Raw genomic sequence first — 20,305 nt, forward strand, 5'->3', positions numbered from 1 at the left:
ATCCAACTAAACCCAGAAACATATGCAAAACGATTAAAATAACGATTTAAAATATATTTATTATGAAATATCTCGCTGTGTATTTTTACATGATCTTTTTCTGTTCCTGTCTAACGAATAATCAAGAATATCAAAAAAATATAATTGATCTAAAAAAACTTGATTTTAACACCTTCAATACGGAAGATTTTTATAGAAATTCAAATAAAGACGAAAATTTAAAAATTTCAAATAATAATCAATATGTAGAAATTAGTGATTTTGACAATGGCTGGGTTGAATTTCAAATAAAAAAATCATCAAATAATAATATAGTAGCTAAATTTGACAGTATTAATTTTTCAACCCTTAATGCAATTGCTTCAAAAGACGGGAAATTGAAAATAATTAATGCGGAGACATATCTAAAACCTGAAAGATTAAATAAACTATATCTGAATATCAAAGGTGTATATGGCAAAGAAACAAAAACTGATTCTAGTGATTATAATAAATATGTGCATATATACACCTACACCTGGGACGTTAAAGACAGAATAATTAAATTGATTTCTATTTTTGATCCGAGAAGTTCTGAAAATCTTGAAAAAATAAACGCTAAAATCCCGGATCAGGATTCAAAAATTGTTAATGAAAGACCTAAAACCATACTATTTGTCTGTAACAAGGAAAGCTTAAAAGATGTGCTTAAATTAAATAATACCGACAATAATTGGGCAAAATTTAAGTAATAACGAATTCTGAAATTTCTTTATCAAGCTACTCTTAAGCGAAGTATGCTTTATAAAAATAAAATTGGTTCTCAAAAATATCCTTACTCCATTAAACTTTTATCACGAACTTGTCTTTCTTCTGATACTTTGAATAAGTATTGATGATAAAATGGTAAGCTAAACTTTGATGCAAAAACAGAAATGCTATACCATATTTTGATAGTTCTTTCAATTATTGTTTTATAATAAAAATGGAATTTGTTATCTTTGTGGAAAGCTGATAAAAATAAGCTATAAATATTAATAACCCGCTCCTATAGCTCAGTCGGTTAGAGCGTCAGACTCATAATCTGCAGGTCACTGGTTCGAGCCCAGTTGGGAGCACTACTTAAAAAAATCCTCATCAAAAAATGAGGATTTTTCTTTTTTATAAAGCGTAATAAGTAAATAATCCTAAAAATTATCTCCATTAAACTCTGCGATATTTAGAATAATACAGGTCTTCTCATGGTTAATTATTTAAATACTTTCACCTTTAAGCAGTGACCAATTTCCAAAAATAAACTGTCGCAGAGAGACGGTAATCAAGTTTTCATCATTCAGAAGCGATTTCACATGAAGTAATAGCGACAACCTCAGTTTTTTCGTCTTTTAATTCTTTAACCATTAAATACCTCAATATACCCATAGCAACAATAGCATAACCCGCCAAGATGGCTAAACTTAAATGATCCACTGCCAGTGTTGAGGGGAAAAGCTGACTCATTAAAGTCATAAATGACAATCCGATTCCCGCTCCCAAAAAATAGCTTGTACTGGTTAAACTTGAAGCAACACCATAATGAACGGCCTCTACATCACGAATACCTAAAATTGATAAACTTGTAAAACAAATCGTCATTCCAATCCCTGAAATACATGCTGCCCCAAATAAAACAGTTTGTAGGGGATGATCTAAATAAATGGATACTAGTAAAGATAAAGCACCTAATAGCATAAAAGACCAGCCCAGGATACCCATTTGCGCAGGATAAAATTTTCGGCAAATATAAGGCAATATAAATTTAGCTACCAATGCAGACATAATACTGAAAGGAACCAGCATTAAACCTGCAGAAGCGGCGCTGTGATGCATATCTTTCTGAAGCATCAAAGAAATCAAAAATAAAAATCCTATAAAGAATGCGCCTAGTGTAAAAAACGCAAGATTTGAAGCCATTAATGATTTATACCTGAATAATTTGAGATCAATTAATGGCTGTGATACTGTTCTTAAACGATGGATCACAACACTCAGTAAAAGAATAGCCAATAGCAATGAACCAACTATCAATATTGGACTCTCTTTGATGTGTATGAGTTCATGTGTCCCATAGGTTAAACTTAAGAGTCCTAAGACAAGCAGTAATCCGGAAATACCGTCTGTCTTCTGAACATTTTGAGCCTTTTCATCTGTAGGTAAATAATAATATGCTAGAATTAATGTGATCAAAAGAATCGGTACATTAATCAGAAAAACCCAGTGCCAGCTTAAGTAGGTACTGATGAGCCCTCCCACTGATAATCCACTTCCCGATCCTATTGCTGCAAAAGAACTAAAAACTCCCAACGCACGGTTCCTTTCTTGGTTTTCGGTAAAAGTATTGGTGACAATTGATAAGGATGACGGCATAATAAAAGCAGCGCCAAGCCCTTGCAAAGCTCGGAATAAAGCCAGTACCTCAAAATTAGGTGAAAGCCCTGCTCCTAGTGAGGCTAACATAAAAATCATTCCCCCTAAAAGAAATAATTTTTTACGTCCTATCTCATCAGAAAGTTTACCTCCAATAATCAGAAAGCCTCCAAAAAACAACACATACAGGGTCTGTAACCACTGAACCTTTTCTGCTCCGATATTAAATTGCTCTTGAATAGAGGGAATAGTGAGATTAATAATTGCGATATCCAACGCTTCAACAAAAGTTCCTATCGATGCCAGTATTAATATTAAATTTCTCCTTGTTCCCATACCATTCAAATTTCCTGCAAAATTAAAATTATTGGAACATACTATAAAATTACTTCTTAAATTTGGAACAATTAATTAATTTAGATAAATTACAAAGAACAAATAAACTTTAAAAACTATTTAACCACCAAATATTAGAACAAATGCCCTCAGAAAATTATACTCTAGATGAAAAAGATCTTGCTATTCTGCGCTTATTACAAAAAGATGCCAAGCTTAGTGTGCGTGATCTTTCAGCACAGATCAATCTTAGCTCTACTCCAACACATGAACGAATTAAGCGCATGGAAAAATTGGGGATTATAAAAGAATACACCGCAGTATTAGATCGCAAAAAAGTTAATAAAGGAATGATGGTCATCTGTATGATTGCACTAAATGCCCACAATAAAAAAACAGCAACGAAATTTATAGAAGAAGTATGTAAATTGAATGAAGTTGTCGAATTTTACAACATCAGTGGTGATTTTGATTTTATGCTAAAAATATTGGCTCCAAATATGGATGAATTTCATGATTTTTTCGTTAATAAGCTATCTGAAATAGATGGTATCGGACAAACAAAAAGTATTTTTGTTATGAATAGTATTAAAGAGCGTACTCAGATTATCTATTAAAAGTCATTTGCATACGCACTAATTTTAGATAAAAATCTTTAAAATATCGTGTGCCATATGCGATAAGGTCATACCAAAAATATTTAGCAGTTCTATAAAATCTCAATTCCAAGTTCTCGGTATACCTGAAGCGCAGTATGATGAGGATCTGCCTCAGTAAGAATAGTATCCAGATCAGTCACAGGCCCTATACAAAAAGCTTCCGCTGTGCTGGTTTTTTCTATGGTAGACAATGCAACTGTTTTAAGAGCCTGTGCAATCATTATTTTTTTAATTTGTGCATCTTCATAATCTTTAGCTGTTATCCCAATGACATGGTGGATACTACATACGCCAAGGAAACAAATATCAGCTCGAACTGATTTCAATGTATTAATTGCATCTTCACCGATTGCGGTAAAAGAAACTTTACAGAGGCGGCCTCCGGCAAATATCACTTCAACGTTGGGATGATCTTCCAGTACACTAACTACCGGAAAACTATTGGTAACGACCGTTATTTTTAAATTTTTAGGCAGACAGGCTGCTAATGCCACAACAGAGGTCCCACCATCAAAAAATACCACATGCCCATCCCTTAAAAAGCTTAAGGCCTTTAAAGCAACAGCCTGCTTTTGTCCCAAATCGTATTTTTCACGATCCCTATAATGATGTGGACTAGGAGAATTAGCCAATGCCCCTCCTCTTACCTCTTTTAGAAGACCCTGAGATCCCAACACCTTAATATCGCGACGTACAGTATCTTCGGATACGTTTAATAGTATACTAAGCTGTTCGAGGCGAACTTTATTCTCCTTAGAAAGCTGCTTTAATATGAGCTGTAAACGTTCTTCTCTTACCATATCTCTTTATATTATATGCAAATATATAAAATAATACTTTGCAATATATTGCAAAGTATTGCAATATTTAGTATCTTTATTGCAAAACTTATTAAATATGAGAAAATCAATAGCTATTGATATGGACGGCGTCATCGCCGACACGGAACCCCATCTTATTGAATGGTACAAAAATGAAACGGGCATTTCTTTGACCCCTCAACTCATAAATGAATTAGGAGAAGATGCTGCTTTTGCTGATAAAACAGCACTGCACAAAGTACTTCATACCCAATCATTCTTTAGAACAGTACCTGTAATGGACAAAGCAGTAGAAAATGTCACATTATTAATGGAAGATTATGAGATTTTTATTGTTTCTGCAGCTATGGAATTTCCCTTGTCTTTGTATGAAAAGAGAGAATGGCTACAAGAACATTTCCCTTTTATTAGCTGGAAGAATATTATCTTCTGTGGTGATAAAAGTATCATCGATACAGATTATATGATCGATGATTATTGCAAAAATCTTGATTTCTGCAAGGGAAAAGCGCTAATGTTTAACGCCTACCACAATGCACATATCAATCATCATATCAGGATCAATCATTGGGATGAAGTGCCTAAACTGCTTAAAACACTCACTTATAGTACTGAAAATATACTGTAAAGTATATTTTCAGTTTTTGAATATCAATTAAAATTTAAGCGCTCAGCCCATTTTAATGAGGTTGGCAATACTACATTTGAAAATTCAATGTGTATTACACGCCTTTTCTTATTATTGACTGTTCTCTTCGAGCTATGTAGCAACAATGGCTTCATTAACATTACTCCACCTTGCTTAACAGAACAAGTCGTTTCAGTCTCAATATCCCAATTTATTTTTTCAGGTCGATAAATTCCCTTGACATGTGATTTAGGGATAACCTTTAAAGCGCCATTATTTTCATCGGTATCATCAAGATGAATTCTTATAGCTGTAATATTTTCTAATATGTCAATTGTCGGTTGCACTGCATATTGATTGTGTTTGGTTGTCCAAGGTCCAAAATTTTCAATTTCTATTTTCTTATCCACGGAAATAGTTAAATCTTGATGATAAGATACGTACCAGTTAGAAGTCTCAGGTTTATCAAAATAAATGCTCTTTACTACGAAAAAATTATTGCCGATCATTTTTTGCAAAAGTGACCTAAAATTATCAGTAAATATTAGTGAAATGGTTTCTGGAATTTCTTTCAGAAACTGTCTAATGGCAAATAAGTCCTTAGTTTTTCTGAATGTGTCTTTTGAAGTGTCAACTTTATTAATTGCATCAATAATACTATTTATTTCTTCTTTAGAATAGATATTGTCAATCACATTGAAACCATGATCTAAAAGATCTTGCCTATTTTTTTCAAGATCTTCCATATTACTAGCATTTTTCATTATTGAACTTTGAGATTACATAAACGCATAAAAAATTTTGCCAAATACAATTTACTAAAGATAATAAAAAACAATATCAAAGCTTTCTATTCTGGGTCTTTCGAATTTTGACCTTATACAATGAAAGCTAATAAGAAACTTTTCGATATCATATCTTAATTATTAAATAATGCACTACATCAAATTACTATTTTTTTAGTCACAATCACAGGGAGTAATAAGTTCAATTGTAGTAAAGCTTTTATTTAAATCTTGCTAGCAAAACTTGTAAAATCCAACATTCTTTTTACTATAAGCTCAAACTCTAAAGCATTAATTCCATTCCTATAGGGATGATTAAATAATGATCATTTTAATGAAACGTCGTTATTTATTTAAAAATCTACGGAAACTACTACGCATAAGTTAAGCTAAAAAATGCTATAATCCATTAGATTGTCACTGTTGGCATAAAGAGAAAGAGGTGATTGCTTAATTTCAGTGCAGTCTTTTTAACATGAGTTTTTCTGTCGGCAATCCTTCTTCGAAACCTTTAAAATAGGTCTTAAATCCTAACTTTTCTAATATTTTTTTTGAAGCCAGATTATGAGGATCAATAATTCCAATAATATCTAATTGGGGAAATAATCTATTTGCTGTATCTATTACCGCTTGACCAACAGCACATCCATAACCCTTCCCCCAAAACTCCTTATTTATGACATACCCGATTTCAAGGACGTTACAATCATTACTGCTATATGCTAACTTACAATATCCGATATACAGATTTCCGTTGTCAAATACTTTAAAATAACCCAGATCATCTTCATTACGATTGACTTCAAGTATCGCCTCAAACTTTTCCTTAACCTGAACTTCTGTCCAGCCTTTTCCAGTAATATATTTCATAATCTCATCATCAAGGAGTAGCGGTTTAAATAGATCAAAATCATCCGATGTATACTTAACAAGTGTTATATTCATTGCAGTTTTTTCGTAAAATATACATGATCTTAACTAAATTTGACACTAAAAACTTTAAAAATCCATTCAATAAAAATTAAAGCACTTATTTTTAAAGAATTAATAGGCGTTTCCTGAGACTTTAGTGGTGAGAAATTAGTAATCAATATCGCTTTGAATACCAATATTAAAATTTGAAATGGACTAAAAAATTTTAGAAGCGAACTTCTTAAATAATGCGAAAAAACTCGCAGATAAATTTGAGAAATCACCAGACTTTCTGCGGGATCGACCATTTGTCGATGAATAGTAAAGAATCTATTTTACGAAATACTGAAGAGATTATGGACTATAATAAGTACCACTTGATCCAATTTTTTTTATCCGAAAAATAATCCTTGATTTTGTATAGCGTTTATATTGTATGGTAATGAAAAGCATAAGCTAAATCAATTATTAAAAAAAGGATAACGAGCTAAAAAAGTAGGAGCAACATTTTTTAATTTCCTATTTATGGTCTTCCAAAGCTTTCTTCAACAATGAGGTAAATGTTATAAGTTCATTGGCTGAAAGATTTGACGAAAATTGCTTAGTTAAATTTTTTCTAAAGGTTTCAGAATTGTCAACAATGAATTTCCCGTTATCAGTTGCAGTTAAAATATAATTTCGCCTGTCTACCTCACTCTGTATTTGTTTTAGCAACTCATTTTGAATTAAAAACTTCAACTGCTTAGAAATAGCGGCTTGACTAACATTCAATGCTACTGCAATCTGTTTAGCAGTAGCATCTTTTTTTCGATACACAAACTCTATGATGTTATAATGGGTTGCTGTAATACCAATATAATCGCCCTTATTCATGTTCGCCAAAATGAAACATTGGAAGTCTGTAAATACAGTAAAAAATTCTTTTTCAATCTTTTTCATAAAAAAAACACTTAACTTAGTTAAGTAGTTGCAAAGTTAAGTAAATTAGTTATGAATAATATTATTATAACAAATGCTAGGCAGAATAATCTCAAAAATGTTTCTCTTCAAATCCCGAAGCATAAAATAACGGTATTTACGGGTATCTCGGGTTCAGGAAAATCATCACTCGTATTTGAAACAATTGGCGCAGAGGCACAACGTCAGATAAATGAAACACAGAATAGTTTTATACGTACACGAATGCAACATTATGGTATACCGGATGTCGATAAGATTGAAAATCTGAATGTCCCCATTATTATCAATCAAAAGAGAATAGGCGGAAATGCGCGTTCAACAGTTGGTACCATAACTGATATCTACGCGTCTTTACGATTGCTATTTTCTAGATTAGGTTCGCCATTTGTAGGTTATTCTAATGTTTTTTCATTTAACAATCCACTCGGCATGTGCCTTAACTGCGAAGGTTTGGGTTATGAGCAAACTATTAATATTAATACTTTCATCAATAAAGAAAAATCCCTAAATGAAGGCGGAATTCAGTTTCCCACTTTTCAACCTGGAGGATGGAGGTTAACTAGATATACTTTGTCAGGATATTTTGATAACGACAAGAAAATAAAAGATTATTCAGATAAAGAATGGGAAATATTACTTTATTCAAAAGAACATAAACCTAAAAACCCAAATAAAGATTGGGGAAAAACAGTGAAATATGAAGGGCTCATACCACGTATTGAAAAAGCATTTTTAAAAAAAGATTCAAAAGAAAATACAACCCGAAAAAATGACCTTCAACACATTACCACAAGCAGAATATGCGCAGTATGCAAAGGTAAAAGATTAAATAAAAAGGTACTCTCCTGTAAAATAAATGGTAAAAACATAGCCGATTGTACTGCTCTTTCAGTTGACGATTTAATGGAATTTATTCAATCGATAAACTCAAACACCTATGATATTATTGTAAAAGAGCTTATTAAGAAATTAAATAATATGATTAACATAGGCCTGCAGTACTTAACCCTCGATAGAAAAACAGATACGCTTTCGGGAGGAGAATCCCAACGGATTAAAATGGTAAAAAGTCTAGGCAATAGTTTAGTGGATCTACTGTATATTTTTGATGAACCGAGCATTGGGCTTCATCCAAAAGATTTACAAAATATTACTTCCATTATTGAACAAATTAGAGATAAAGGTAATACCATTCTGATTGTTGAGCATGATCCAGATTTAATCAAGATCGCAGATTTGATCATTGATATGGGACCCGGATCAGGAAAAAATGGCGGTGAAGTTATCTATAAAGGAACTTTTAAAGAACTTAAAAATTCATTAGGAAAAACGGGCTTATATTTTGCAAAGAAAACCAAAATTAAAACTGATCCAAAAATTGGAAAAGAATATCTAGAAATTAAGCAAGCGACCTTACATAACTTGAAGGGTATTGATTTAAAAATCCCTAAAAATATTATGACAGTAGTCACTGGCGTTGCAGGCTCAGGAAAAAGTACATTAATCAGCAAAGTTTTGCCGGATTACTATAAAGATGCTACAATTATCGACCAGTCCTTATTTACAGCTAGTCCCCGGTCAAATTTACTCACTTACTTGAATCTATCTGATAAGGTCAGAAAATCATTTGCTCGAGCCAATCAAGTTTCTGATAAAAAATTCAGTAGGAACAGTGAGGGCGCCTGTGAAAACTGTAAAGGACTGGGCATGGAGCGGATAGACTTAGCATTTATGGATGACATTGAGCAAGTCTGTGAAGTTTGCTGTGGTTCAGGATTTAATCCCCAAGTATTGGAATATAAATACAAGGGTAAAAATATATTTGATGTACTGAACTTTACTATACCGGAAGCTATACAATTTTTTGATGATCAGATATACCTTGAAAAGTTTGAAATACTTTTAAAATTAGGCTTAGATTATCTCACACTCGGACAACGTATGGATAGCTTTTCTGGGGGAGAAAGACAACGTTTAAAACTCACGAAAGAATTAAACAACACAAATAAAATCATCATTATGGATGAACCCAGTACAGGACTACATCCAAGTGATACGGAAAAGTTACTATCTCTTTTTGAGGAATTAATTGAAAGAAATAACACATTAATTATAGTAGAACATAATTTGGAAATTATTGCTCAGGCAGATTGGATTATCGATATCGGTCCGGGTGCTGGTAAATATGGAGGTAATGTTATTTTTGAAGGTACCGTAGAACAACTTTTAAAAAATAAAAAATCGTACACTGCCGAATATCTCAAAAAACATTTAAAATGGAAATAAAAATAATCGACTATAATTCCCTTTTATTTAACTCTTTGTATTCGTTAAAAACCCGGTGAAATAGAAAAAATAAAAGCCGCAATAATACGGCTTTTATTTTTTGTTAAAATTTAATCCTTATTTCCCCTGTCTGCTTAGAATAGATTCCATCTCAGCCATGACTTTATTAATTTTTGCAATCGTCAAATCAAAAGGTTCAGAAGTATTCATATCCACACCTGCATCGACAAGAAGATCAACAGGATATTTGGTACTTCCCGAAGCTAAGAAATTCAGGTATTTCTGACGATCTGCATCCGTCCCACGCAGGACTTTTTCGGAAAGAGCTGTTGATGCAGTAAAAGATGTCGCATACTGATAAACGTAAAAGTTATAATAAAAATGTGGAATGTAAGACCATTCTGATTTCACATTGTCATCAACGACACAAATATTTTGATCATGACCATAATACTTTTTCGTTAGAGCAAGATACATCGTATCAAAGTCTTCTCCAGTGAGTGCCTCCCCCTTTGCTACTTTATCATGGATCATATATTCGAACTCAGCAAACTGAGTCTGACGGAACAATGTTCCTTTTGCGCCTTCAAGATAATTTCCAAGAATAGCAAGTCTTGTTTCATCGTCCTTTATCTGCTTCAGCATATAATCATTCAATAACTCTTCATTTAAAGTCGAAGCCACTTCTGCAACAAAAATTGAATAATCTGAGTTAGCATAATGTTGCTTCTTATTGGTCAAATAACTATGCATGGTATGTCCCAATTCATGAGTCAGCGTAGACATATCATTGTACTTGCCGTTATAATTCATGAGGATATACGGATGTACATCGTACCCAGAACCATTAGAATATGCACCTGACCTTTTTCCTTCGTTAGGATACATGTCAATCCATCTTTCTTCGAATGCTTTTTTGGAAACTTCTATATAATCAGTCCCTAAAGGCTTCAAAGATTTCAAAATATTCTCTTCAGCTTCTTCTACCGTATAAGATAAATCGACTTTCGCAACCAAAGGAGCATAAAGATCATAATAATGCAGTGTATCCACTCCCATCATGCGTTTACGGAGGTTTAAATAACGATGAAAGGTCTTCAAATTTCCATTTACATTTTTTATAAGATTATGAAAAACATCTGTCGGAATATTACCGCCATCTAATGCCATTTTTAAGGTACTGTCGTAGTTTCGGGCTTTTGTTGCAAACAATGCCGCATTGATATTTCCATATAACTGCGCTCCAAATGTTCTTTGAAACTCATTCAGTTTACCAAAATAAGTGGCAAATGCTTTACTCCGAACTCCACGGTCTTCACTCGCTCTATATAATGCAAAATTAGCAGCGTTAAGCTTTACGCGTTCACCGTTCAAATCGACCTCTGGATATGGAAACTCAGCATTTATAAAGGTGCTATAGATATTGGCTGCATTACCGGACATTAAAGAAGAATATGCCAATACTTTTTCAACTTCTTCAGAACCTCTATGGGCGCGTTTGCGAAGTAAATCTGTCAGGTAAAACTTATAAGTTACCAACGCTTTTTCTTTTGCCAAAAATGCGCTAAGCTGATTTTCTTTTAAAGTCAGCAATTCCGGTTCCAGGTATGAAGTCAAAGCGCCATATTCTGAAAAAAGCTGTTGCAATTCTTGATTCATCCCTGCATACTTAGTTACTCGGGTATCTTGATCAGCTTTCATCGAAGCATAAGATGAGAGACGAGCCATATCCTTGATAAGCGAACTATTCAGCTCTAATGCTTGCAATAAAACGTTCGCAGATTGTGTAAGCTTACCTTTGTATAAAGCCACTTCTTTCATCTTTTGTTGTAAACGTTCCTTTTCTGTTTTCCAAACGTCATCTGTAGCATAAAGATGAGACAAATCCCATTTATATTTTTCAGGTAATTCTTCGCGAACTTTCATCTGACTTACTGCAATTGTTGTTGAGAACAGCATCACCGTTGTGATCAATTGTGTTTTTTTACGCATAATGTATGTAAATAGTGTTCCCAATTTACAAAACATCTTTTAGATTTTTATAGCACCAACAAGATCAGTCCATAATTTTATAGTGTAAACCATATCAGATTATAAATAAAGACACATAACATTAGAAGACGAATAATAATTGGAAACCGTTTACTCCAGCACAGTTTTTTCAAAATCGACTTCATTACCTAGATTTCAATAAAATAAACAGATAAATTTTATTAAACCTGATTATCATCAATATGGCAGTAGATTATTTAATTAAAAGCAGTATAATTTCAGACTTAACACAAATCATCATTGTAAGTCCACGAATTTATTTTTTCTAACATAGAAGTGGGATTAGTTTTAGGAAATACGTGCACACCACCATTTCGTTTAAATTCTTTAATCTCGCAAAAATCTGTAGTAGCTGTATATCCAAAAAGCTTAATTGATGGAAATCTTGCCGATATTTCACTAGCAGCAGCTACGCCTCCCATATTTGGCATATGAAAGTCAATGATACAAACTTCAGGTAACTCATCCTCGAATTCCAATCTTTTAATCAAATCTAGTCCATCACCGCAGATAAAGAAAAGATCAAAAACAGTATCTCTTTCGATGAGTAATTGTATCATATTTTGTTGAAATATACTATCATCTGTAAAAGCGAGTTTAATTGGATGATTCCTCATGTTTGTTTTTATTTCTATTAACTTATTCACGACAAAATTACCAACGTTCCTCCAGCGACAATACCATTATATCTTCTTAAATTATCACATGAAGACCAATTTTAAATGGATTGATATTAAAAAGCTTGTGTTTTCATATCATCTTTTCAGTATAAAATATTGAGATTTAAAAAAGTGATCCTACTTTATCTGTATCTTAAACAAAGAGGGGCAGCATAGTTTTTAACTAAAAAATATTCTTTTGACCTTTTTTAAAGACCAACTTTCCTTACCTCTGCCAACTGGGATATCAATTATAAAATGTACAAGTTTTCGCATAAATGGTACATTTTACTCAGAACTTATTTGACTAAATTTGCTCATGAAACAATTGATTTTCAACACTTATCATCACTTATTTAATACCTATGCAACATCTTATCTTACTTTTTTCATTCATTTTCCTAAACTCCTGTAATAACGATATGAATACTCATCCACAAACGAACTTACTGGAGGTAGTCCAGAAAAATCAATTGCTATTCGTTGAAGAGGAATTGAAAAAGGGTGCAAACGTTAATTTAACTGATAAAAATGGAAAATCCTTATTACTGATCGCAACACATAATAATAACTTTGAGATGGCAAAGTTATTGGTATCTTACAAAGCAGATGTGAATCAACAAGATAAAATTCAAGATAGTCCTTTTTTATATGCAGGAGCGGCAGGACACCTAAAACTTGTACAGCTCTATCTATCTCATGGAGCTCGATTTGATGTATTCAACAGGTATAATGGAACAGCCCTAATACCTGCCAGCGAACGCGGACATCTGGAGGTTGTGAAATTACTGGCCAACACAAAAGGATTTCCTATTAATCACGTCAATAGGTTAGGTTGGACCGCATTAATGGAAGCAGTAATCCTAGGTGATGGCACTCAAAAATTTGTCAACGTAATCCAAACACTGATTGATGCAGGTTGCAATATAAATATTGCTGATCATGATAAAAAAACCCCATTAGCACATGCTAAAGCCAAGGGGTATTCGGACATTGTTCAGCTACTAGAGAAAACGTCCAAAAAATAAAAATCAGCTTATATCAAGTTTACTGAATATTAAAACAAAGAAGGGTTTGACTTTATAAATAGCCAAACCCTTCTTATATTTTACATATATAAATTGAAAAAATACGCATTAACTGTTTTTTAAATAATCCCTTAAGACGTATTGTAAAATACCATTATTTTTGTAATATTCAATTTCAATAGCTGAATCCATCCGGGCCTGAACCTTAAATTCGGTTATTTTCCCATTCCGATGTATTGCTTTCACATCCAAAAGCTTATGAGGTTTTAGATTATCCGCAATTCCTGTAATATCAAAAACTTCAGTACCATCCAAACCTAAAGTGGCGGTATTTTGTCCATCAATGAAAACTAATGGGGCAACCCCCATACCAACAAGATTGCTGCGGTGTATCCTTTCAAAACTCTCTGCAATAACAGCTTTTACACCTAATAAATAAGCACCTTTTGCCGCCCAGTCACGAGATGAGCCAGACCCGTACTCCTTTCCAGCCAATACAATCAGTGGTGTATGCGTTTTCTGATATTCCATAGCCGTTTCATAAACTGTCTTTACCTCACCACTTGGAAAGTATATACTGAAACCGCCTTCTTGATCTACAATTTTATTTTTCATACGCACATTGGCAAAGGTTCCGCGCATCATGACTTCATGATTACCACGACGGGAACCGTAAGAATTGAAATCAGCTTTATTCACACCATGTTCTGCTAAATATTTTCCTGCGGCACTATCTTCACGGAAAGAGCCTGCTGGCGAAATATGGTCAGTTGTAACCGAATCACCTAAATACAGTAATACACGAGCACCTGTAATATTAGCCACTGGATCAGGATTTACCTGAAGGTTTTCAAAAAAAGGAGCTTCTTTAATATAAGTCGAACTTTTATTCCATTCAAAACGCTCGGCTAGATTTACTTCTAAATTTTTCCAGTCTTCAGAGCCATCAAAGATCACATCATAGACTTCCTGAAAATCGCTTTGTTTGACACAGTCATTGACTGTCTGGACGATTTCCTCACGGCTTGGCCATATATCTTTCAGATACACGGGATTTCCGTTTGGATCGTACGACAGTGGATCATTTATCAGATCAACATCGACCCTCCCTACTAAAGCGTATGCAACCACTAGCATTGGCGACATGAGAAAATTCATTTTTACCTGAGGGTGTACCCTAGCTTCAAAATTTCGGTTACCCGAAAGTACAGAGGCCACCACCAATTCTCCTTTATCTACGGCTTCCGCAATATGCGGAGGTAATGGACCAGAATTTCCAATACAAGAAGTACATCCATATCCCACAGTATGAAAGCGAAGAGCTTCCAGATCAGTACTCAAACCTGAACGCTCTAAGTACTGTGTCACGACTTTTGATCCTGGTGCTAGTGAAGTTTTTACCCATGATTTCGTACGCAATCCTTTTTCTATGGCATTTCTTGCCAACAATCCAGCGCCGATCATAACAGCTGGATTAGAAGTATTGGTACAGCTCGTAATAGCGGCAATAACAATACTACCATCGCTCAAAATAAATTCCTGGTTTTTATATTTAATTCGAACAGCCTGCATTGTATCCTGAACAACCTCCATTGTAGAATCTGTATTTTTTGGAACTTTACCAAAAGTAAATTCTGTTCCAGAACCGCCGTCAGCTAACCATGCCGATTCTTTTCTCTGATTCGGAAGACTATAATTACGCTGGTATTCCTGTTGCAACAGATTAGCAAACTGGCTACCAAGATCCTTAGCCAAGATTTTATCCTGCGGCCGCTTTGGACCCGAAACCGTTGGTTCTAATGTCGATAAATCAAATTCAACAATTGAAGAAAAATTAATTTCTTCGTGACCAGTTCTCCACAATAGGTTTTCTTTGCTGTATTCTTCTACGATCCTGATGTGTTCTGCTGTACGATTGGTTGTTTGCATGTACTCCAACGTCCGTTCGTCGATAGGAAAATAAGTAATCGTACACCCGAATTCTGGAGACATATTAGCAATAGTCGCTCTATCCGTAACTGTTAAATGGTCCAGACCATCTCCAAAAAGTTCAACAAACTTTCCTACTACACCTTTATCACGAAGTACTTTAGTAATCGATAATACCATATCGGTAGCCGTACAGATATCCGGTATTTTCCCGGTCAATTTTAATCCAATCACTTCCGGGCAAGTAAAAAATATAGGCTGTCCCAGCATAGCAGCCTCCGCTTCTATACCGCCGGCTCCCCATCCTACTACACCCAGACCATTCACCATAGGCGTGTGCGAATCCGTACCAACCAAGGTGTCCGGAAACAACCATCCCTCGCGTTCAATAATCCCCTTAGCAAGATATTCAAGATTGACCTGATGACAAATTCCCATCCCCGGAGGAACTACGGTAAAGTTTTTCAATCCATGCTGTGCCCATTTGAGCAATTCATAACGTTCCTGATTACGTTGGTATTCCAGTTCAACATTTTTTCCGTAAGAATAATCTGTTCCATAATAATCCACCTGCACAGAGTGGTCAATCACCAAGTCAACTGGAATTGCAGGGTTGATCTTTTGACCATCTTTTCCATGACGTACATATTCAGCCCGGAGCGAGGCCATATCCACTACAGCAGGAACACCAGTAAAATCTTGCATCAGAATACGAGCTGGCTTAAAAGGAATGTCCTTATCGACAGGAGCTGGTGTCCAGTTGATGAGTGTATGAATATGTTCGTCGGTAATGCTAAAACCATCGTAATTTCGCAGCACATTTTCAAGCAAAATGCGGATACTAAAAGGAAGATGACTTACAGAGCCTTCAGGAAGATTTTTAAGCGAACAATAATGATAGCTTTTCCCGTTTATACTTATTGACTTTAAAGATTTGGCGTTCGTTGTACTCATATTGACACGTTTTGTTGGTACATAAATTTACCTAATTAACTATTGAGAAGCAAAACAAATAACAACGAATAGAATATTAAGTTTTAATAGATTACTAAAGAGTAGAAATGTTACACTCATTATTTAAACCCACAGTCGCATTTTCAAAATGAATGAGAAAAATATAAGATCTAGCCGAGTAGTGAAAAACTAACGATAATGTATGTTACATACTAAAACTGTACATCGTTGGGGATAATAAGAACCAATAATCTATCCTATTCGAAATCAAGACATCAATGCTTTAAACATGATTACAACTATGAAAGGAAAATGCACGCGAATAAACCGTTAGATGTAGGACTAAAAACAGTGAAAATATTTTAATTAACCTTACACCTACAGAGAAGTCAAATACAAGTTATTATTTTATTCTTAACTTTCCGTTTTATTTGAATGACAACCCACTTATAGATAGCTATATGACATTTGGACTATTTGAAACCCTAGCTTTTGCCTGTCTTGTTTTGATTTTAGGATTTTTTATTGTTAAAAAAATAAATTTCCTGAGAAACTACAATATACCAGAACCTGTTGTAGGAGGGTTTGTCGTTGCAATTGTCCTTTACATCTTGCATGCGACAATGGGTATCAATTTTACCTTTGAAGGTTCGCTTCAGACCACCATGATGCTTTTCTTTTTTACTTCAATTGGTTTAAGTGCAGAATTCGATAAATTAAAAAAAGGAGGAAAACCACTTTTGATATTCGTTTTTCTAACAGGATCTTTCATGATCGTTCAAAATGTTTTTGGGATATCCGTGGCATCTCTGCTAGGCATTGATCCTAGTTATGGACTTATTGCCGGATCTATTACCTTAACAGGGGGACATGGTACTGGTGCGGCATGGGCCCAAAATCTCACCGATATATTCCAAATAAATGGAGCGATGGAGCTCGCAATGGCATGTGCTACCTATGGTCTGGTCATGGGTGGTCTCATCGGTGGCCCCGTAGCAAAAGTGCTTTTAAAAAAGAAGAATATCCAACCTACAAAAATTATTCAAGAAAGAGGAGTGCCAATTGAAATGTTCGAAAACCCTGATTCAAACCGAAGAATCAATGTTCGCAATATGATTGAAACCCTGACTATGTTTGCAATTTGTCTAGCATTGGGACATTTATTGTATGAATATTGCAAAGGTTCATGGTTGGAACTTCCAAATTTTGTATGGTGCCTTTTTGTAGGTGTTATTATTCGCAATACCATTAGCAGATCGTCCAGTTATATTGTAAATGATCATGCTGTAGATGTGCTTGGCAATACCGGTTTATATCTATTTTTGACCATTGCACTAATGTCCTTACAGCTTTGGCAATTACAGGGCCTTGCTTCACAAGTTTTAGTTATATTGATCTTACAAACAGTACTTATGGTACTATTTGCAATGTTCATTACTTTCAGAGTAATGGGAAGCGATTATGACGCTATAGTGCTCAGTGCTGGACATTGTGGTTTTGGACTAGGCGCAACGCCGACGGCTGTTGCGAATATGCAATCGATCACAGACAAATATGGGCCGTCCCACAAAGCGTTTCTAATCGTACCCATGGTAGGTGCATTCTTTGTTGATATATTAAATAACTTGTTTATTAAATTATTTGTAAGTTACCTATCCTAAAAATTTTATTAATAATCTAACAATTCCATTCGAAGCAACATTAAATAATAATAAAAACGTAATTGCACATGATCCATGTTTTCAATTATTTATCTTCCAGTTTAGGGAAAACAGATGAGTCAGCCAATATTTCATTGGCAAAACAAATCGTCAGCGCAGAGGACAATGAAGCTATTAAAGAATTAATTCAATTATTACAAAGCAAAAACAAAAGGATCCAACACGATTGCATCAAAGTTCTTTACGAAATTGGGTACTTATCCCCTATTATGATAGCGGCATACTATTTGGATTTTATCACGCTGTTAACAAGTAAGGATAACCGCTTACAGTGGGGAGCTATGACAGCACTGGATGCTATTCTTCTATTACAACATGAAGCTATTTTCCCGCTCCTACCACAACTAATTGCTATTGCTGAACAAGGTTCTGTTATTACAAGGGATAAATGTATTGCTATATTAATCAAATACTTATCATTGGAGCATGAAGATGTATTTCCGTTATTACATGAACAGTTACTAAAATGCCCGCCCAATCAGCTTCCAATGTACGCGGAACAGGCTTTAAAAGTTGTTCCAAGACAATATAAAACTGACCTAAGCAAAATGCTCACAAAGCGCTTAGACGGTGTCGAAAAGGAATCCAAAAAAACAAGAATTAGAAAAATAATCAAAAAACTCCAAGAGTAATCTAATAATACTTAACTTTCCGGACTATTTAATAATTTCAATTTATCCAACATATGAATAGTCCGGGTCAAATTCCTTTCAACAGCTTTATCAGCCTGAATAGACTGGATGAAACCTCCATTTATGTACAACTGGCACAACAAGTCATTCATGCCATTCAGCGCGGTTTTATACCTATCGGAACAAAACTGCCCGGAAGTAGGCAGCTAGCGCAAACACTATCTATACATCGCAATACAGTAGTTGCTACATTACAGGAGCTCGAATCACAGGGTTGGATTGAAACCAAACCAAATGTAGGATCATTTGTACTTCGAAATACGTCCAAAGCAAGGAAAAATAGTGAATTTTCGCAAACAATAATCCAGAATCAGTATGCAGACCAAACTGGTTATGATTTTGAAAAAAGTACCATATTAGAAAATCCTTTTGAAACCTCTACATGTATCTTAAAATTTGATGACGGCATTCCTGATAGTAGACTATCTCCTTTGCAACAGCTTTCTAAGTTTTATACCGCAAATCTAAAACGAAAAAAGAACACTAAATACCTAGGATATTCAGATCAAAAAAGACCAGCCACATTTCGAGAACAGTTGTGCAATTTTTTAAATCAAAGTAGAGGTCTGCATATCCAACCTAAAAATCTATTGATCACACGGTCTGTTGAGATGAGTACCTATATCATTGCTCAAACTTTACTACAGGCAAACGATTTAGTCATTGTAGGACAACCAAGTTATTTTGCAATAAACATGATCTTCCAACAGGCCGGGGCTAGAATTAAATCCATTCCAGTAGATCATGAAGGAATTGTTGTCGAATCTCTTGAACAGATCTGTCTTACACAAAAGATCAGATTGCTTTATCTGACACCGCATCATCACTATCCCACGACAGTGACACTTAGTCAGCAAAGAAGAACGATCGTATTAGCACTCGCTTCAAAATATGGTTTTGCCGTCATTGAGGACGATTACGATTATGACTTCCATTATGATGATGCCCCCCTTCTCCCTATGGCAACTGTGGATTATGATGGGATGGTTATTTATACAGGAAGCTTTGGTAAATCATTAGCGCCTGGTTTCCGTACAGGTTTTATCGTCGCACCTGAAAACCTAATCAAAGAATTACAAAAGTTATTAAATATCATGGATCATCAAGGTGACTTTGTCATGGAGCAAGTATTAAGTGATCTAATTGAAGAAGGTGAAATACATCGCTATTTAAAAAAATCAGTCAAACTGTATAAAGAAAGACGCAATTATATGAGTTATTTACTCGCCCGTGAATTACATGAATATGTCGACTTCGATATTCCTGCCGGCGGTCTTGCTCTTTGGACCAACTGGAAAAAAGATATCAACTTAATTCATTTACAGAAGCAATGCGCAAAAGCAAATCTATTTCTTCCAAAAACACTCTTATATCAAGCTAAAGATATGACCGCAATCCGAATTGGTTTCGGCAATCTTACTGAATCGGAAATGGAAAATAGTGTGACCATTCTTCGAGACTCATTAATGACAATAAAATAGAAGCATGCTATTTTTCA

At 34.5% G+C, this 20,305-nt stretch carries 16 protein-coding genes and 1 tRNA gene; 9 read left to right on the plus strand and 8 right to left on the minus strand.

Annotated features, from left to right (window positions below; translation table 11 throughout):
* Positions 1-62: 62 nt before the first annotated feature.
* The gene (locus tag FHR29_RS10215; protein WP_183914391.1) at positions 63-731 is read left to right on the plus strand and encodes a hypothetical protein; all 669 of its coding nucleotides are present in this window, start codon (positions 63-65) and stop codon (positions 729-731) included.
* Positions 732-1,023: 292 nt separating this feature from the next.
* Positions 1,024-1,097 (plus strand) — tRNA-Ile (locus tag FHR29_RS10220).
* Between the two features lie 211 nt (positions 1,098-1,308).
* Here FHR29_RS10220 and FHR29_RS10225 read toward each other — a convergent pair.
* A complete protein-coding gene (locus FHR29_RS10225; protein WP_132771393.1) occupies positions 1,309-2,721 on the minus strand; it encodes an MFS transporter in 1,413 nt (470 codons plus the stop codon).
* 143 nt (positions 2,722-2,864) lie between these two features.
* Here FHR29_RS10225 and FHR29_RS10230 point away from each other — a divergent pair, with 143 nt between their 5' ends.
* Complete coding sequence (locus FHR29_RS10230) at positions 2,865-3,338, plus strand: Lrp/AsnC family transcriptional regulator (protein WP_132841647.1); 474 nt, start codon at positions 2,865-2,867, stop codon at positions 3,336-3,338.
* 92 nt (positions 3,339-3,430) lie between these two features.
* Here FHR29_RS10230 and FHR29_RS10235 read toward each other — a convergent pair whose 3' ends face one another.
* Positions 3,431-4,180 (minus strand): DeoR/GlpR family DNA-binding transcription regulator, encoded by a 750-nt coding sequence (locus FHR29_RS10235; RefSeq protein WP_132771392.1) that lies wholly within the window; start codon positions 4,178-4,180, stop codon positions 3,431-3,433.
* Between the two features lie 97 nt (positions 4,181-4,277).
* On the opposite strand from FHR29_RS10235, the gene FHR29_RS10240 reads away from it, so the two are divergent.
* On the plus strand, positions 4,278-4,829 hold the full coding sequence (locus tag FHR29_RS10240; protein ID WP_132841645.1) for a 5' nucleotidase, NT5C type: 552 nt from the start codon (positions 4,278-4,280) through the stop codon (positions 4,827-4,829).
* A gap of 23 nt (positions 4,830-4,852) precedes the next feature.
* Here FHR29_RS10240 and FHR29_RS10245 read toward each other — a convergent pair whose 3' ends face one another.
* The 3 genes from FHR29_RS10245 to FHR29_RS10255 form a co-directional block, all read right to left on the minus strand.
* On the minus strand, positions 4,853-5,575 hold the full coding sequence (locus FHR29_RS10245; RefSeq protein WP_132771481.1) for a phytanoyl-CoA dioxygenase family protein: 723 nt from the start codon (positions 5,573-5,575) through the stop codon (positions 4,853-4,855).
* Between the two features lie 495 nt (positions 5,576-6,070).
* Positions 6,071-6,559 carry a GNAT family N-acetyltransferase gene (locus tag FHR29_RS10250; RefSeq protein ID WP_132771390.1) on the minus strand — a complete coding sequence of 163 codons (489 nt, stop codon included), beginning with the start codon at positions 6,557-6,559 and terminating at the stop codon, positions 6,071-6,073.
* A 486-nt stretch (positions 6,560-7,045) separates the two neighbouring features.
* Complete coding sequence (locus tag FHR29_RS10255; protein WP_132771389.1) at positions 7,046-7,465, minus strand: MarR family winged helix-turn-helix transcriptional regulator; 420 nt, start codon at positions 7,463-7,465, stop codon at positions 7,046-7,048.
* A gap of 51 nt (positions 7,466-7,516) precedes the next feature.
* On the opposite strand from FHR29_RS10255, the gene FHR29_RS10260 reads away from it, so the two are divergent.
* The gene (locus FHR29_RS10260) at positions 7,517-9,772 is read left to right on the plus strand and encodes an excinuclease ABC subunit UvrA (RefSeq protein ID WP_183914392.1); all 2,256 of its coding nucleotides are present in this window, start codon (positions 7,517-7,519) and stop codon (positions 9,770-9,772) included.
* A gap of 117 nt (positions 9,773-9,889) precedes the next feature.
* On the opposite strand, the gene pepF is transcribed toward FHR29_RS10260, so the two are convergent.
* Together pepF and FHR29_RS10270 are read right to left on the minus strand one after the other, a co-directional pair.
* Positions 9,890-11,800: an oligoendopeptidase F gene (gene pepF, locus FHR29_RS10265; protein WP_183914393.1), complete on the minus strand. Its 1,911-nt coding sequence runs from the start codon at positions 11,798-11,800 to the stop codon at positions 9,890-9,892.
* A gap of 248 nt (positions 11,801-12,048) precedes the next feature.
* Positions 12,049-12,441, minus strand: coding sequence for a response regulator (locus FHR29_RS10270; RefSeq protein ID WP_183914394.1), 393 nt, complete (start codon positions 12,439-12,441; stop codon positions 12,049-12,051).
* A 407-nt stretch (positions 12,442-12,848) separates the two neighbouring features.
* Between FHR29_RS10270 and FHR29_RS10275 the strand changes: the two genes are divergently transcribed.
* Positions 12,849-13,511 (plus strand): ankyrin repeat domain-containing protein, encoded by a 663-nt coding sequence (locus tag FHR29_RS10275; RefSeq protein WP_183914397.1) that lies wholly within the window; start codon positions 12,849-12,851, stop codon positions 13,509-13,511.
* A gap of 108 nt (positions 13,512-13,619) precedes the next feature.
* Here the strand turns inward: FHR29_RS10275 and acnA are convergent, their stop codons facing one another.
* The gene (gene acnA / locus FHR29_RS10280) at positions 13,620-16,394 is read right to left on the minus strand and encodes an aconitate hydratase AcnA (RefSeq protein WP_183914399.1); all 2,775 of its coding nucleotides are present in this window, start codon (positions 16,392-16,394) and stop codon (positions 13,620-13,622) included.
* 461 nt (positions 16,395-16,855) lie between these two features.
* Here acnA and gltS point away from each other — a divergent pair, with 461 nt between their 5' ends.
* The 3 genes from gltS to FHR29_RS10295 all read left to right on the plus strand — a co-directional run bounded on the left by gltS (position 16,856) and on the right by FHR29_RS10295 (position 20,288).
* The gene (gltS, locus tag FHR29_RS10285; protein ID WP_132841632.1) at positions 16,856-18,055 is read left to right on the plus strand and encodes a sodium/glutamate symporter; all 1,200 of its coding nucleotides are present in this window, start codon (positions 16,856-16,858) and stop codon (positions 18,053-18,055) included.
* Between the two features lie 68 nt (positions 18,056-18,123).
* Positions 18,124-18,747: a hypothetical protein gene (locus FHR29_RS10290; protein ID WP_183914401.1), complete on the plus strand. Its 624-nt coding sequence runs from the start codon at positions 18,124-18,126 to the stop codon at positions 18,745-18,747.
* Between the two features lie 53 nt (positions 18,748-18,800).
* Positions 18,801-20,288 (plus strand): PLP-dependent aminotransferase family protein, encoded by a 1,488-nt coding sequence (locus tag FHR29_RS10295; RefSeq protein ID WP_183914403.1) that lies wholly within the window; start codon positions 18,801-18,803, stop codon positions 20,286-20,288.
* The last annotated feature ends 17 nt before the right edge of the window (positions 20,289-20,305 follow it).

Source organism: Sphingobacterium sp. JUb56, from assembly GCF_014191365.1.
Taxonomy (GTDB): Bacteria; Bacteroidota; Bacteroidia; order Sphingobacteriales; family Sphingobacteriaceae; genus Sphingobacterium; species Sphingobacterium anhuiense.

What these genes read in the sequence shown, in the direction of transcription:
- FHR29_RS10290 (WP_183914401.1), top strand. Translation starts at nt 18,124, where the DNA reads ATGATCCATGTTTTCAATTATTTATCTTCCAGTTTAGGGAAAACAGAT.
- FHR29_RS10250 (WP_132771390.1), bottom strand. Translation starts at nt 6,559, where the DNA reads ATGAATATAACACTTGTTAAGTATACATCGGATGATTTTGATCTATTT.
- FHR29_RS10230 (WP_132841647.1), top strand. Translation starts at nt 2,865, where the DNA reads ATGCCCTCAGAAAATTATACTCTAGATGAAAAAGATCTTGCTATTCTG.
- FHR29_RS10295 (WP_183914403.1), top strand. Translation starts at nt 18,801, where the DNA reads ATGAATAGTCCGGGTCAAATTCCTTTCAACAGCTTTATCAGCCTGAAT.
- pepF (WP_183914393.1), bottom strand. Translation starts at nt 11,800, where the DNA reads ATGTTTTGTAAATTGGGAACACTATTTACATACATTATGCGTAAAAAA.
- FHR29_RS10260 (WP_183914392.1), top strand. Translation starts at nt 7,517, where the DNA reads ATGAATAATATTATTATAACAAATGCTAGGCAGAATAATCTCAAAAAT.
- FHR29_RS10235 (WP_132771392.1), bottom strand. Translation starts at nt 4,180, where the DNA reads ATGGTAAGAGAAGAACGTTTACAGCTCATATTAAAGCAGCTTTCTAAG.
- FHR29_RS10275 (WP_183914397.1), top strand. Translation starts at nt 12,849, where the DNA reads ATGCAACATCTTATCTTACTTTTTTCATTCATTTTCCTAAACTCCTGT.
- FHR29_RS10255 (WP_132771389.1), bottom strand. Translation starts at nt 7,465, where the DNA reads ATGAAAAAGATTGAAAAAGAATTTTTTACTGTATTTACAGACTTCCAA.
- FHR29_RS10240 (WP_132841645.1), top strand. Translation starts at nt 4,278, where the DNA reads ATGAGAAAATCAATAGCTATTGATATGGACGGCGTCATCGCCGACACG.
- acnA (WP_183914399.1), bottom strand. Translation starts at nt 16,394, where the DNA reads ATGAGTACAACGAACGCCAAATCTTTAAAGTCAATAAGTATAAACGGG.
- FHR29_RS10270 (WP_183914394.1), bottom strand. Translation starts at nt 12,441, where the DNA reads ATGAGGAATCATCCAATTAAACTCGCTTTTACAGATGATAGTATATTT.
- FHR29_RS10245 (WP_132771481.1), bottom strand. Translation starts at nt 5,575, where the DNA reads ATGGAAGATCTTGAAAAAAATAGGCAAGATCTTTTAGATCATGGTTTC.
- FHR29_RS10225 (WP_132771393.1), bottom strand. Translation starts at nt 2,721, where the DNA reads ATGGGAACAAGGAGAAATTTAATATTAATACTGGCATCGATAGGAACT.
- FHR29_RS10215 (WP_183914391.1), top strand. Translation starts at nt 63, where the DNA reads ATGAAATATCTCGCTGTGTATTTTTACATGATCTTTTTCTGTTCCTGT.
- gltS (WP_132841632.1), top strand. Translation starts at nt 16,856, where the DNA reads ATGACATTTGGACTATTTGAAACCCTAGCTTTTGCCTGTCTTGTTTTG.